A 13,831-nucleotide genomic window follows, 5' to 3' on the forward strand; every position below is an offset into this window, starting at 1 on the left:
CATACATTCACCCCACGTGAATGATCGGGTAGATAGATGAAACAAGTAGGTCTCCGGACTTCAGCGCCATATTTAAGTTATGGACATATTCACCTTCCCACATCATTGCAGTGGTGTAAGTCGAGAACGACTTAAAAAATATGCTTTACATTGTTACCGTTGCGGGGGCAGTGCAGGACTTTCACCAGCTTCCCTAAAGCATTAATTGCTTACACTTGCTTCCAATTTTACGCAGTATAAAGTGGCGATTTATTTCATACAATGTCATTTGGACCAATTCCCAGAGAACTTTTACGCAAGGGACAAAAATTGCATTACAATGGCGCTTATTTTAAGAAATGGTTGTAGTTTAGGCAGATCATGAGCCCATCAAACCAAAAACGTACACGAGCGAAAATCTGTGGAATTACTCGCCCTCAAGATGTTCAGTCAGTAGTTGCGGCTGGAGCTGATGCAATTGGTTTTGTATTTTTTCCACCAAGTCCAAGACATGTCACACTCGAGCAGGCACAAGAACTAGTTAAATTTATTCCTCCTTATGTACAACTTGTTGGTTTGTTTGTGAATGCAAGTGCTACTGAGATTCAGTCAGTACTTGATTGTGTTCCCCTAGATGTATTACAACTACATGGCGACGAAACTCCAGAACAATGTCAGGAGATAGCTCGCTATTGTAAGCGTCGCTGGTATAAAGCGATTCAGGTTAAGCCTGACCTTGATGTTATTGCTGAAATTCAAAAATATCAGGCGGCTGGAGCCAGTGCTGTCTTGCTCGATGCGTGGCATCCTGAGCTTAAAGGGGGCACAGGACATCAGTTTGACTGGTCTAAATTCCCAAAACTTGATATTCCATTAATCTTGGCAGGTGGTTTAACCCCTGACAATGTCATTGACGCTATTCATACTACCGGTGCTTTTGCAGTAGATGTGAGCGGAGGCGTAGAGTCCGCAAAAGGTATAAAAGACCAACAACTCATTGAACGATTTATGCAAGGAGTCCAACGTGGATCAGCAAAACAATGTGATTGACTATACACAGTACCCAGATGCTGCAGGGCATTTCGGTATCCATGGCGGACGTTTTGTGTCAGAAACTCTAATGGCGGCATTAGAAGATTTAGAAAATCTATATTCCCGCATGAAAAATGATGAACAGTTTCTGGCAGAATTCGACCGCGATCTCGCCTACTATGTAGGTCGTCCTAGTCCACTTTATTATGCTGAGCGATGGTCAAAAGAGTTAGGCGGTGCGCAAATTTACCTTAAACGTGAAGACTTGAACCATACAGGCTCACATAAGGTAAACAACACGATTGGTCAGGCGTTATTGGCAAAGCTTTCTGGTAAAAAACGTATTATTGCCGAGACTGGTGCAGGGCAGCACGGTGTTGCAACTGCAACAATTGCAGCACGTTTGGGCCTTGAATGTGTTGTTTACATGGGTGCTGAAGACGTTAAGCGTCAAGCGATGAACGTTTATCGTATGCGTTTATTGGGTGCAACAGTTGTGCCTGTGCAAAGTGGCTCAAAAACGCTTAAAGATGCCATGAACGAAGCGATGCGTGACTGGGTAACCAATGTTGATAGTACTTACTATGTGATTGGTACGGTGGCAGGTCCACATCCGTACCCACAACTTGTACGTGATTTCCAGTCAATTATTGGGCGTGAAGCGCGTAAACAGATTTTGGAACAAGCTGGTCGCTTACCAGATGCATTGGTTGCTTGTGTTGGTGGCGGTTCAAATGCAATGGGCTTGTTCTATCCGTTCTTAAATGATGCCAATGTAAAAATGTACGGTGTTGAAGCTGCTGGTTTTGGTATTGAAACTGGTAAACACTCTGCGCCGTTAAATGCGGGTCACGTTGGTGTGTTACATGGTAACCGCACTTACTTGATGAGTGATGAGCAAGGCCAGATTATCGAAACACATAGTATCTCGGCAGGGTTAGATTATCCGGGTGTTGGTCCTGAACATAGCTTCTTGAAAGATATGAAGCGCGTTGAGTATGTGCCGATTAATGATACCGAGGCTTTACAAGGTTTCCGTGATTTAACCAAAATTGAAGGGATTATTCCTGCTCTTGAAAGCTCACATGCAATGGCGTATGTCTCTAAGCTTGCACCGACTATGTCTAAAGATCAGATTATTATTGCGACCGTTTCAGGCCGTGGTGATAAAGATTTAATGACTGTTGCACGCATTGATGGCGTAGAAATGGTTGAGATGTAAGCGGGAATAAAAATGCCAAGTCTGTTTATGGTAATGTTGGGTGGGCGTCATGCACGCGCAAATACAGAAGTTCATGATGTTGTCATGGCTGTAGGAGATACTTTGGAAGAAGTTTATCCTCAACTTAAACAGGCTTGGTTTGGTGAGGCTCAAGGATTACATATTGATGCTTGGGCTAAGCTTTCGGGACTAAAATCTCAAGAGCAAAATTATCAAATTCATTTTACTGACGCAGCACCAAAACCAGATGACTTAAAGTTATATTTAATTAATCTGGGTGGATATAATGCTCATGAGTTCGGTGAGCTCCATCGGTATGAGTTTGTTGTTGCGCCCAATGCTGTTATTGCAAAACAATTGGGTAAACAATTTATAGATCAACAGTGGCAAAAAGCACATACAGATCGAGTCATTGATATTGATGACTGCTTAGCGATAGATTGTGTGGCGGGTCGTTATATTCATTTAATAAAAGGCGATTTTGCTGCAACGATTTGGGAAAATACGTATTTGACCGTGGTATAGGTCATTTGAAATCTAATATTCATATGGAAGTGGGTAAATGGATTTAATTCAAGAAAATGGACAGCCTCGTTATGGGCGTTTTGAATCTGTACCATCAACCATTCATGTACAACATTATATTTATAAAACCCCTTATGGTAAGGTCTTAAAAGGCTGGCGTAAGCAATTAAAATACAAGAAATTTAAATTTTGTGGCATTCAACATAGACACTATAGTATTGGTCTAGCAATTGCAGATATCGGCTGGGTCGGTCATGGTTTTTTCTATATTTATGATCATGAAACCCAGCAGGTAATTGAATGGAATGCGATTCAGCCTTTAGGGCATAAAACCTATCTTGATGAACAGCCGTTGTTTAATCAAAGCTATTTTTCTAAATCGCCTTATCAATTTGATATTCAGCATGCGAATGGTGTGCGGTACATTCGAGTCACTAAATATGGTGAGATTAAACTCAGTGCTCGGATTTTTTGTGCTGGCACCGATATATTAAGTTTGTGTACACCAACTGGCATCAACGGTTGGACCTATACTCAAAAGCAGACGACGCTGGGTGTAGAAGGGATGTTTATTAATAAACAAAACCAAGTTGTACAATTTGATGAAAAGACTTTTGCATCTTTAGATGATACCTGTGGTTTTTTGCGACCTGAAACAGCTTGGTTTTGGCTTTCATGTAATTTTTGGGATGAACAAGGCAGACGTATTGGCCTAAATTTAGCTTCTGGTGTTAATGAAAGTTTTGGTAATGAAAATTGCTTATGGATTAACGGAGTTTTATTTCCATTAACTGATGTTTTATTTGAAAAAGTAAATGATGAACTTTGGAAAATTAGTTCTTTAGATCAAAAGCTTAATCTACAAATCCATATTGGTTGGTGTAGATACGAAAATATTAATTTAAGAATGATTGGAAGTCAGTTCAATCAGTGGCAGGCTAAAATCAGTGGCACGATTGAGCGTGAGACGAATGATGTCATCACTTGCAATGAGCAATATGGTTTATTAGAACAACACTACGCAAAATGGTAACAAGCAGGTTATAAACCTGCTTGCCAGAATGCCTCACCAGCTGCAATAGGGTCATTTGTCTTTTCGAGTGTTTCAATCCAAACAGGATATTGACGAATTACCGGATGCTGACTTGGATGAAAATCTTTTTTAAACCAATCCAAATATTGAGATTTCATAGCTGTTAATGTCCCATTTTTGCCAAAGAACCAAGGTAAACCCTTAAGGCTCATCAAGAGTCTTTCTTTAGAACTAAAACCATCACATTTCAACATGACATTGGTGCGATAAAGCGTAAAACCAAACATCAATACTGTTGTAGCAACTAATACAAAGCGACGAGTTAACTCGGGCACTTCACCTACCTGCTTCATTACGTCAAATGCAACATCACGATGCTCCATCTCTTCAATGGCATGCCATGCAAACAGCGCTCGAACATACGGATGCGCATTTTCCAATGTTTTTTTGTTGCTATAAAACGTCTCTGCCATTAAGGCTGTTAAATGTTCGGCAGCAGCAGTCATGGCAATGTTGTATTGAGGTGAGCGTTTTGTCAGTTCAAAACGGAAAATCCTTTTCAGCGTGGTTGTGAACTGGTCAACGGGCATGCCTTGCTCTTTCATGATCTGATTCATTTTGTCATGAGCAATACCATGTTGAGCTTCTTGTTTAATAAAGTCCACAACTCGTCTTTGTAGTTCTGGATCATCAATTTTGTCACGGAACATACGAACACATTCGATAAAATAACGCTCTCCATCTGGAAAGGTTAAGCTGAGTGCATCGAACATACGAGTCAAAAAAGGATCATTATTAAACCAAAAGCGAGGTGCTTCGTTTAAATGAAAATCTAGATCTTTACGAACCACTGGATCGACCTGATAAGAAACATGTGCGTTCATATTTTTATTTCTCGCATCTAACTTGTTCACTAGTATGTCGCGACTGGTCGGCTTTGTTTTGACAGTTATTGCCAATTTTTATACAGTTTACGACAAGGTGGCAGTAAAAAAAGGATGCGCCATGCAGGAGTTTACGATTTCAAATGGTTATTTTTACCTTTGGAATACTTACTTAAAAGAAAAGGGGATGGACTGGCAGGCATTAAATCTAACAGATGTTCAAGTTCGCCAAGTTCAAAACATTTTATCTGCATCTATCGATGCTCAATCACCTTTAACTTTTTTTCTTGAGCTTTTAGAGCTGACCGAATCTCGATTACAAGTTTCCAATTTAGCTTTGGAAATGGCGACTTGTATTACACCTGCCAATTTTGGTGTATTGGGATATATGGCATCCCGAAGTGGTAGCTTTGCAGAGGTTCTTGAATATATCATGAAGTTTCACCGTCTGGTGATTGACGGTGAGCAAGTCGTGCCTATGCAAATTGAGCAAGATGCTTCTAAAATTCGTTTGTATTGGCCGTTGGTTGATGACAGTAATATCATACTTTGTGAATTGACCTTGGCAGCTATGGTACAACTTGCTAAACAAATAGCCCCACTGCATGATTTTCTCTTGCAACAAGTTGAGTTTGTGCACAGCGCACGTGGTCCGTTAGTGCACTATCAGCGTTTCTTTCAATGCAAATTATCATTTGGAAAACCTTACTATGCATTAACTTTTGCAAGTGAGGGACTAAGTATTCGCCCTCAACATGCAGACCCGACCTTAATGCAACTTTTAGTGAAACAGGCAGAAGAGGCGTTAGCTCAGCGTAAAATACAAACAGATTTAGCTCAGCAAATACATTGGATCGTGCATGAATATTTTAAGCAAAGACAGCAAGCACCTAAAATAGAAGATATTGCCATCGAGTTGAATATTTCAGTACGAAGCTTACAACGCCAGCTACAGTCATTAAACACTTCATTTAAATTAATTTTAGATGCAGAGCGCATGAGACGTTGTGAGATATTACTCAACCAAAATGCAAGCCTCACTTTAATTGCTGAACAGTTGGGATATTCGGATCAGTCAGCACTTGCACGGGCTCATAAAAATCTGACAGGACAAACCTTGCTGACAAGAAAAAGACAATTACAGCTAACCAATAAAAATGCAGTGAAATAATCTTTTTTTTGGCGATTCTCTATTCAGATGACGATCTAATAATGGCTCGAAAATAGGAAGCTTTGATCATTGAGAAAAGTTTCAAAATATTGATAAATGTACGCCATGGGTTGTATGAATCATACAATCGAATATCGCCATAACGTTAGACCTGTTCAATGGACAAAAAATAGCGTTAAAATGCGATGTTCTTGTATTTCTACAAACAACTCCTCAATTTTAAATAATTCAAGGAAAGCACAACCCTATGTCACGTCTTGCCACCCGTTTTGAAAAGCTTAAGTCCCAACAACGTAAAGCGCTTGTATCTTATGTTATGGCGGGTGATCCACAACCGCAAGTAACAGTTCCGTTACTGCATAAAATGGTTGCGGCAGGAGTAGATGTCATTGAGCTTGGTTTACCATTTTCAGATCCAATGGCTGATGGTCCGGTAATTGCGCTTGCAGCTGAACGTGCGCTTGCAGCAGGGACTAACACATTAGATGCTCTTAATATGGTAAAGGAGTTCCGTGAACAGGATCAGGATACACCTGTTGTTTTAATGGGTTATTTGAATCCGGTTGAAGTGATTGGTTACGAGAAGTTTATTTCTCATGCGAAACAGTGTGGTGTAGATGGCTTATTGCTGGTGGATTTACCGCCAGAAGAGTCAAAAGAGTTTGGTGCTGTGTTGAAGCAACATGACATGGATCAAATCTTCTTGCTCGCGCCAACTTCTACAGACCAGCGCATTCAACATGTGGCAAATCAGGCAAGTGGATTTATCTACTATGTTTCACTCAAGGGTGTAACAGGAGCAGCAACACTAGATACGGCAGAAGCTGCTGCACGTATTCAGAAAATCAAAAATGCCACTGATATTCCAGTTGGTGTTGGTTTTGGTATTAGTGATGCCGCTTCAGCAAAAGCAATGGGTAGTGTTGCTGATGCTGTGATTGTAGGTAGTGCTTTCGTTAAAAATTTTGCAACGTTGGCAGCGGATGACGCTGTTGAACAGACGGTGAATAAAGTCAAGGAGCTTCGAGCAGCGCTCGATGAGTTAGTATGAATCAAGAAGTGAAATCAGGGAAAGTTCTTAGCCCTGCGACCCCATGGACAAAACGTCCGGTTCCAGGTATTGAAGTCGCAAATGAACAACAAATTCTCAAAGCAACATTTACTGAGCCAACGATTGAATGCCCTGAATGTCATGCTCTAGTGACACGTACAGCAATCTCTTTCAATGCGTATGTTTGTCCGCAGTGTGATGAACACTTACGAATGAAAGCTCGTGATCGTTTGAATTGGTTCTTCGATAATGTAGTGACTGAATTGGGACAAGAGTTTAGCGCGAAAGACCCGTTAAAGTTTGTCGACACCAAACCATATCCAGACCGTATGCGTGAAGCGCAAAGCAAAACTGGTGAAACAGAAGCTTTAATTGCAATGCAAGGCAATTTAAATGGCGTTGATTTGATTGCATGTGCTTTTGAGTTCGACTTTATGGGCGGCTCTATGGGTACTGTAGTGGGTGACCGTTTTGTTCAGGCTGCTGAACTTGCTATTGCAAAACGTCAACCATTAATCTGTTTCGCAGCTTCTGGTGGCGCACGTATGCAAGAAGGCATGTTGTCACTTATGCAAATGGCACGTACTTCAGCGGCGATCCAAAAATTAAAAGATGCAGGCTTACCTTACATCGTGGTGTTAACACATCCGGTGTATGGCGGTGTAACAGCTTCTTTAGCAATGTTAGGTGATATTCATATTGCTGAACCGAAAGCGATGATCGGCTTTGCAGGTAAACGTGTAATTGAACAAACTGTACGTGAAACATTGGAAGAGCCATTCCAACGTGCTGAATATTTGCTTGATCATGGCGTAATCGATCAGATTGTTCATCGTCATGCTTTACGTGATACTGTATCTCGACTTGTATCGAAATTGATGAACTTACCTTGAATCAACAAGCTCCACTTTCAATAGACTCTTTAGATACATGGCTCAATTATTGGAGCCATGTTCACGTTACAGGGATAGATCTTGGTCTGGAACGTGTAATTCCTGTGGCAGAAAAGCTGGGCGTAACTCAGCCTACTGCTAAAGTTTTTACAGTAGCCGGAACGAATGGTAAAGGCTCAACTACAACTACACTAGCTGCTATATTAAATGAGCAGGGTTATAAAGTTGGGTTATATCAGTCACCCCATATCTATCGCTTTAATGAACGAGTCAAATTAGGTGGAGTCGAAGTCGATGATCAAAGTCTGATTGATGCTTTTGTTCAAGTCGATCAGGCTCGTCGCGATTGTGATTTAAGCTTATCTTTTTTTGAAGCAACCACTTTGGCTGCTTTTGTCATTTTTAAGCAACAACAATGCGATGTATGGGTGCTCGAAGTCGGTTTGGGCGGGCGCTTAGATGTTGTTAATGTAATTGATCCCAATGTTGCGATTATTACTAATATTGGCCTAGATCATACCGATTGGTTAGGCGATACCATTGAAAAAATTGCTTTTGAAAAAGCAGGTATTATTCGTCCACACATTCCGGTTGTCTTTGCTGGCGAACAACTTCTACCTCAAGCAATTCAAGATAAAGCAGAAAGCACACAAGCAATTTTATATACCGTTAATCGTGATTATTTTTATAAACTCGCCGATGATGGGCAAAACTGGTACTTTGCTTCAGAAGGAACCACTTTAAAGCTTCCTTTAGGCCATTTAGCCATCGAAAATATTGCGGGGGCGGTTGCAGCCATTTTAAATAGCGGACTTGAAATTTCTCAGTCTGCTTTAGAAAAAGGTATTCAAGCTGCACGCCTAGCCGGGCGTTTTGAACAGCGTCAAGTGGAAGGGAAAACGGTAATTTTTGATGCCGGACACAATCCACATGGTGTTGAATTTTTGTTAAAGCAATTGCGAAATTTCTTAGAATACAATAAACAGTACACAGAAGTTGTCGCAGTATTTTCAATGCTGGCAGATAAAGATATAAAATCAGTAGTCGAATTATTGAAACCTACTGTTTTACATTGGAAAATTGCTGAGTTGAATGTGCCGCGTGCTGCATCGATTCAGCAACTCAATGATGCCTTGCAAGGTCAGACAGTACAACAATATGGCAATATCAAAGAGGCATTTAAATCAGCGCTTGAGCAAACAAATAACAATCAGCTGATTTTGGCCTGTGGTTCGTTTCATACTTTAGAAGCGATTTGGGAGTATTTGGAAGAATGTCAATGAATAACAAACAACGCTGGATGGGTGGTGTTGTTTTACTGGGTGGTGGTGTTTTATTGGCAGCATTACTTCTAAAAGGAAATGAAGAAATAAAGCAGGTTGAAGTTCAACCATCCACATCACCAAAAACTCAAACTAAGCCAAAGCAAGCAACCGAAGGACAAATGGTACAACTACAACCTCTAGCGGTTGATGTTGCAACAGAAAAGCGTTTGCTAGAAGAACAACGTCGTTCGCGTGAAAAGGCTGTTGCAGAACAGGAAGCACGTGCAGCTGAGTTTTTAGCAATGCAGCAGCAAGCTGAAGCCGATGCTGCTCGTAAAGCGGCTGCCGAATATGCTGCGATTAATGCACGTCGTACAGCTGCTCAAGAAAGTTCAGACAATATTCCACCGGAAGTTGTCGGCAGCGATGGTAAAGTAAAAAGTCCACAAACTGATGTGAATAAAAAATCTGTAGATAGTGCAAAAGCAGAAGCAGATAAAAAAGCGGCTGATGCCAAGCGACAAGCAGAAGCTGACAAGAAAGCAGCTGAAGCAAAACGCCAAGCAGAAGCTGATAAGAAAGCATCAGATGCTAAACGCCAAGCAGAAGCTGATAAGAAAGCAGCTGAAGCAAAACGTCAGGCAGAAGCAGATAAGAAAGCAGCTGAAGCAAAACGTCAGGCAGAAGCTGACAAGAAAGCAGCTGAAGCAAAACACAAAACAGAAGCAGATAAGAAAGCATCAGATGCTAAACGCAAAGCTGAAGCTGATAAAAAAGCTGATGCTGAAAAAGCGCGTGAACTGCTGGAAAATGGTGATAAAAAGTGGATGGTGCAAGTTGCATTGGCTGCTAACCAAGCAAATGCAGATTCAGTTGTTTCTAAATTACGAGCTAAAGGCTACAAGGTAACTACGAGCCAAACCAGTAAAGGAATCCGTATTATGGTTGGACCAGCGAAAGACCGTGATACAGCAGATGCAGCCCGTAAGAAAATTACTTCTGATTCAAGCTTAAATATGAAATCAGCTTGGGTAATTGACTGGGTGCCGCTTGATCAGCGATAACGGCTGATCATCCCCTAAATCAAATCAGGAACACTCAAAGGCTTTATTCTTGTGAGGAGTGTTCCATTCAATAGGGGATTTTGAAGATGAATACAACGATCCAAATATTAGAACGATTTGTTTTTGCACAAGATTCAGTGATTAGCGCACTGTCTGGAGTTGCTTGTGTGGGGGATGATGTTTATTTTGTTGGTGATAATCTCCCTTATTTATTAAGAATCAATCGAACCCAGAACATGGCCGATGCAACGGTCTTTGAAAAAATTCCATTATTTGATCCTTCAGAGCAAATACCGCTAAGTACATTAAGCAAAGAACAGAAGCCTGATTTTGAAGCTTTAACCTCCATAAGTTGGAACGGACAATCACAGCTTTTGGTGATGGGCTCGGGTTCTACAGAAAATCGAAAACGAGCATTACTCTATAACCCTGCCAATGACCAGGTCAGAACTTTCTTGGATGCGGTTGATTATGATTTTTTGCAGCATCAGGTTGAATTAACAGGTGGGGCTGATCTCAATATAGAAGCCATATGTTCAGACCATCGTTATCTCTATATCTTTCAACGTGGTAACATAAATCTCCATCATGGGGTTTTAGTCTTTGATTTAATCAAAATTCAAGCAGGAAAATCCTTAGAAAATGCACTTATACATTCGCTCAAACTGAGCTTAGCTGAGCTTGATGGTTCAGCAAGTGGCATTTCAGATGCTTGTTTTTTAGCGGATAAAAATTTGATTGTTGCTACAGCTACGGTCGAACAAACACTCAATACCTATGATGACGGTGCTGTCTTGGGAAGTTTTATCTTGGTGTTTTCGCCTGAGGGTAAAGCTTTAGCAGCTCATTTGATTCGAGATGCGAAAGGACAGACGCTGCCAATCAAGGTTGAAGGGATTACTTGGTTCGAGTCGAGATCCGATGGCGAAGTCTTTTTATTAGTGACAGACAGTGATGGTGGTGATTCTGAAATTTTGAAGGTATTACTTAGCAACGCCGCTTTGGGAAAATTATAAAGTTAAATCATATTTTTGATGATCATCTATCTTTAAATGTATATTTTTCGATGTAATTGATAATAATGAAAACAATAAATAAGTTGGTGATTGAGCCAACTTATTTGTCTAATAATCATGTTTGAATACAAAAGTAATCCAGTCTTTAACTGCTGGAATTCGACAGTTGCTGTTGAGTCCATTTTACATTTTCAGGTGTAAATAGGCCGTCAATGTTCTTCCAGATAATATGATAGCCATAACCGCCTTCCTTCATTTCTTTAACCGCATCATCAATTGCCCAATTTTCAAAAATAATGCGATACATGGCAACACTAGCACCTGTACGGTCTGAGCCATGGTAGCAGTGCAATAAAACACGTTGATTATTCTGCTTGGCAATCTTAATTTGTTGCATGACTTCTAATAGATCTTGTCGGTCAATTGCCCATGTATTGATAGGAATATGCACAAGATTAAAATTTTCATTTTTAAAAACTAAATCGTCTGCCGCTTTGGCCCTTAGGTTAATAATAGTTCCAATTTGATGGCGTTTTAGCTCGGGAACCATCGTTGCATCGGGTTGTTCACTGCGAAAAACATCACCACTAATTTGATAAAAGTTATGACTCTGAGAGACTAATGTCCCCCAGTCTTGTGGTCGATGCTCATGGGCAATACTTTCATGCTGCATACATCCCTGTAAATTTATACAGATGGCAAGTGTGATGAGTGATAATTTTTTCATGTTTGATACCGGTTAAGCTCATAAGGATCATGAGCACAAATTATTTCAATCGTTGGCTCATGTTGAGCTAAATGCTGCAAGCGTTTGAGATTAACAAGACGTTTCTCATTATCTTCTGCAAATGTTTTTTCCAGCAAACTAAGTGATCTTAATTTATTTTTAGGGTTTAACTCTAGGTGTGAGTAGTACGCATCTCCACAAAATAATAACCATTGATTTTGTTGCTTTATGGCAATGCCACAATGACCAGCTGAGTGACCCAATAAAGGCACCATTAAAATTTCATCTTGAAAAAGAGGAAAGCCTTTTACTTTTTCCAGATTAAACCATGCTTCACCTTGCTGATATTCAACAAAGTTCCAGTAACGATGGTCTTTATATTGATTGGTTCTATAGCGAAGTTTACCCTTAAGATTTGGAAGTTGGGCCGCGTTATATTCTGCCGCTAAAACATGAACTGTGGCATGGGGGAAATCTGAAATTCCACCTGCATGATCAAAATCAAGATGAGTGACAAATATATGTTGTACATCCTTAGGACTAAATCCGAGCTTTTGGATTTGCTGGATGGCACTAAACTCAAGGTTAGTCTCAATTTTGCCTAAACGTTGGACTAATGAACCTAGTCGCTGCTTCATATGTAAGTAATCTTGCAGCCCAAAGCCTGTATCAATAAGTACAAGGCCGCGATCGGTTTCAACCAGAAGGCAATGGCAGACGACTTCAGCCCGGAAGCCTTTTTGTCCAAAGAGTGGGGCACAAACTGGGCACATGCTGCCGCACTTTAAATGATGAATTTTATAGATCATGATTTTTATTTTTTATACCAAATCGCTTCGAGTTATAACTGATCTGGGCAGTAAAAACCATGTGTATTCAATACATAAATAAAAAGCCATCACGTTGGATGACTTTTTAGGGTGTGATATTTACTTAAGATTTTCTAAAAATTTGGTACTTGCTTCGTATGTCCTGTTATGAACTTTTTAACTAGTTGCGTACGTGTCGCTGACAGTTTTTATTAGGAAAATTTCGAATGCCTGCCTACGTGTCTCGTTTGTCTTGTAGCTAACTTTTCAAATGCTTGCCTACGCACTTCGTTTGTCTTGCACTCGATTAAAGGCTTTAATCTTGCTCAGGCTGTGGTGTTAAGCGTAAATAAGGCTTAACCGCTGTATAGCCTTTGGGGAAGCGCTGTTTAATTTCTTCTTCATCTTTAAGTGATGGCACAATAACGACATCTTCACCTTGTTGCCAGTTCGCTGGCGTCGCTACTTTATGCTTGTCAGTTAATTGTAATGAGTCAACAACACGTAAGACTTCATTAAAATTTCGGCCTGTTGAAGCAGGGTAGGTAATGATTAAGCGAACTTTTTTATTCGGATCAATAATTACTAATGAACGAACTGTTAGTGTTTCACTGGCATTTGGATGAATGAAACCATATAGCTCAGAGACTTTGCGGTCTTTATCGGCAATGATTGGAAAATTTACAGTCGTATTTTGTGTTTCATTAATGTCATTGATCCATCCCTTATGAGACTCTACATCATCTACTGACAAAGCAATCGCTTTAACATTACGCTTCGTAAATTCATCTTTTAATTTTGCTGTGTAACCTAACTCTGTTGTACATACGGGCGTATAGTCGGCTGGATGTGAAAATAAAATTCCCCAACTATCCCCTAGAAAATCATAAAAATTAATTGTGCCTTCACTCGATTCTTGTTGAAAATCGGGTGCTGTATCTCCTAATCGTAGTGTCATGATCGTTCCTCAATTGCTCATAATTTGTTATTCGATCCAATGAATATGCAGCATTATCTTTATGATTAAAATTATTGTTTTTGTATTTTATTATGAGTTTTTTATATAAGTGTAAATATATATGACTAAAACTCACTATTTTATGTGCTTAATCAATGTAACTTTAAGGTAAATTTGCTAAATTAGATTTCTCGGAAGTTAT

14 protein-coding genes and 1 riboswitch are annotated in these 13,831 nt (G+C 40.1%); of the genes, 10 read left to right on the forward strand and 4 right to left on the reverse strand.

What is annotated here, in order from left to right:
- Window positions 1–27: 27 nt before the first annotated feature.
- A riboswitch (cobalamin riboswitch) is annotated at window positions 28–234 on the reverse strand.
- 126 nt (window positions 235–360) lie between these two features.
- The 4 genes from ACLBWE_RS13875 to ACLBWE_RS13890 are packed head-to-tail and all read left to right on the forward strand — an operon-like array spanning window position 361 to window position 3,791.
- Window positions 361–1,029 (forward strand): phosphoribosylanthranilate isomerase, encoded by a 669-nt coding sequence (locus ACLBWE_RS13875; protein ID WP_198079412.1) that lies wholly within the window; start codon window positions 361–363, stop codon window positions 1,027–1,029.
- On the forward strand, window positions 1,004–2,233 hold the full coding sequence (gene trpB, locus ACLBWE_RS13880) for a tryptophan synthase subunit beta (protein WP_003655197.1): 1,230 nt from the start codon (window positions 1,004–1,006) through the stop codon (window positions 2,231–2,233). The genes ACLBWE_RS13875 and trpB overlap by 26 nt, the downstream gene beginning before the upstream one ends.
- Window positions 2,234–2,245: 12 nt before the next feature.
- Window positions 2,246–2,758 (forward strand): DUF1543 domain-containing protein, encoded by a 513-nt coding sequence (locus ACLBWE_RS13885; protein WP_347019510.1) that lies wholly within the window; start codon window positions 2,246–2,248, stop codon window positions 2,756–2,758.
- Window positions 2,759–2,795: 37 nt separating this feature from the next.
- Entirely contained in the window at window positions 2,796–3,791 is a 996-nt protein-coding gene (locus ACLBWE_RS13890) for a DUF2804 domain-containing protein (RefSeq protein WP_447603574.1), read from the forward strand.
- Between the two features lie 8 nt (window positions 3,792–3,799).
- Here the strand turns inward: ACLBWE_RS13890 and ACLBWE_RS13895 are convergent, their stop codons facing one another.
- Window positions 3,800–4,675 carry a metal-dependent hydrolase gene (locus tag ACLBWE_RS13895; protein ID WP_447603576.1) on the reverse strand — a complete coding sequence of 292 codons (876 nt, stop codon included), beginning with the start codon at window positions 4,673–4,675 and terminating at the stop codon, window positions 3,800–3,802.
- Window positions 4,676–4,796: 121 nt separating this feature from the next.
- Between ACLBWE_RS13895 and ACLBWE_RS13900 the strand changes: the two genes are divergently transcribed.
- The 6 genes from ACLBWE_RS13900 to ACLBWE_RS13925 all read left to right on the forward strand — a co-directional run bounded on the left by ACLBWE_RS13900 (window position 4,797) and on the right by ACLBWE_RS13925 (window position 11,135).
- Complete coding sequence (locus tag ACLBWE_RS13900; protein WP_004638919.1) at window positions 4,797–5,846, forward strand: AraC family transcriptional regulator; 1,050 nt, start codon at window positions 4,797–4,799, stop codon at window positions 5,844–5,846.
- Between the two features lie 247 nt (window positions 5,847–6,093).
- Entirely contained in the window at window positions 6,094–6,897 is an 804-nt protein-coding gene (gene trpA, locus ACLBWE_RS13905) for a tryptophan synthase subunit alpha (RefSeq protein WP_017392444.1), read from the forward strand.
- Window positions 6,894–7,790: an acetyl-CoA carboxylase, carboxyltransferase subunit beta gene (gene accD / locus ACLBWE_RS13910; RefSeq protein WP_427961318.1), complete on the forward strand. Its 897-nt coding sequence runs from the start codon at window positions 6,894–6,896 to the stop codon at window positions 7,788–7,790. Before trpA ends, accD begins: the two co-directional genes overlap by 4 nt.
- A complete protein-coding gene (gene folC / locus ACLBWE_RS13915) occupies window positions 7,787–9,073 on the forward strand; it encodes a bifunctional tetrahydrofolate synthase/dihydrofolate synthase (protein ID WP_447603579.1) in 1,287 nt (428 codons plus the stop codon). Before accD ends, folC begins: the two co-directional genes overlap by 4 nt.
- Complete coding sequence (locus ACLBWE_RS13920; RefSeq protein ID WP_348949917.1) at window positions 9,064–10,119, forward strand: SPOR domain-containing protein; 1,056 nt, start codon at window positions 9,064–9,066, stop codon at window positions 10,117–10,119. The genes folC and ACLBWE_RS13920 overlap by 10 nt, the downstream gene beginning before the upstream one ends.
- 86 nt (window positions 10,120–10,205) lie before the next feature.
- A complete protein-coding gene (locus ACLBWE_RS13925) occupies window positions 10,206–11,135 on the forward strand; it encodes a DUF6929 family protein (protein ID WP_447603582.1) in 930 nt (309 codons plus the stop codon).
- 145 nt (window positions 11,136–11,280) lie between these two features.
- On the opposite strand, the gene ACLBWE_RS13930 is transcribed toward ACLBWE_RS13925, so the two are convergent.
- The 3 genes from ACLBWE_RS13930 to ACLBWE_RS13940 form a co-directional block, all read right to left on the reverse strand.
- Window positions 11,281–11,862, reverse strand: a complete 582-nt coding sequence (locus ACLBWE_RS13930; protein WP_035360598.1) for a dual specificity protein phosphatase family protein — start codon at window positions 11,860–11,862, stop codon at window positions 11,281–11,283.
- Window positions 11,859–12,671, reverse strand: coding sequence for an MBL fold metallo-hydrolase (locus ACLBWE_RS13935; protein ID WP_447603584.1), 813 nt, complete (start codon window positions 12,669–12,671; stop codon window positions 11,859–11,861). Before ACLBWE_RS13935 ends, ACLBWE_RS13930 begins: the two co-directional genes overlap by 4 nt.
- 316 nt (window positions 12,672–12,987) lie before the next feature.
- A complete protein-coding gene (locus tag ACLBWE_RS13940; RefSeq protein ID WP_002116558.1) occupies window positions 12,988–13,629 on the reverse strand; it encodes a peroxiredoxin in 642 nt (213 codons plus the stop codon).
- Window positions 13,630–13,831: the final 202 nt, after the last annotated feature.

The organism is Acinetobacter sp. M5A5_2a (genome assembly GCF_053345265.1).

Coding starts and splice junctions, on each gene's coding strand:
- ACLBWE_RS13875 (WP_198079412.1), top strand. CDS start 361: ATGAGCCCATCAAACCAAAAACGTACACGAGCGAAAATCTGTGGAATT.
- ACLBWE_RS13935 (WP_447603584.1), bottom strand. CDS start 12,671: ATGATCTATAAAATTCATCATTTAAAGTGCGGCAGCATGTGCCCAGTT.
- ACLBWE_RS13890 (WP_447603574.1), top strand. CDS start 2,796: ATGGATTTAATTCAAGAAAATGGACAGCCTCGTTATGGGCGTTTTGAA.
- ACLBWE_RS13895 (WP_447603576.1), bottom strand. CDS start 4,675: ATGAACGCACATGTTTCTTATCAGGTCGATCCAGTGGTTCGTAAAGAT.
- ACLBWE_RS13930 (WP_035360598.1), bottom strand. CDS start 11,862: ATGAAAAAATTATCACTCATCACACTTGCCATCTGTATAAATTTACAG.
- ACLBWE_RS13940 (WP_002116558.1), bottom strand. CDS start 13,629: ATGACACTACGATTAGGAGATACAGCACCCGATTTTCAACAAGAATCG.
- trpA (WP_017392444.1), top strand. CDS start 6,094: ATGTCACGTCTTGCCACCCGTTTTGAAAAGCTTAAGTCCCAACAACGT.
- ACLBWE_RS13925 (WP_447603582.1), top strand. CDS start 10,206: ATGAATACAACGATCCAAATATTAGAACGATTTGTTTTTGCACAAGAT.
- accD (WP_427961318.1), top strand. CDS start 6,894: ATGAATCAAGAAGTGAAATCAGGGAAAGTTCTTAGCCCTGCGACCCCA.
- ACLBWE_RS13885 (WP_347019510.1), top strand. CDS start 2,246: ATGCCAAGTCTGTTTATGGTAATGTTGGGTGGGCGTCATGCACGCGCA.
- ACLBWE_RS13920 (WP_348949917.1), top strand. CDS start 9,064: ATGTCAATGAATAACAAACAACGCTGGATGGGTGGTGTTGTTTTACTG.
- ACLBWE_RS13900 (WP_004638919.1), top strand. CDS start 4,797: ATGCAGGAGTTTACGATTTCAAATGGTTATTTTTACCTTTGGAATACT.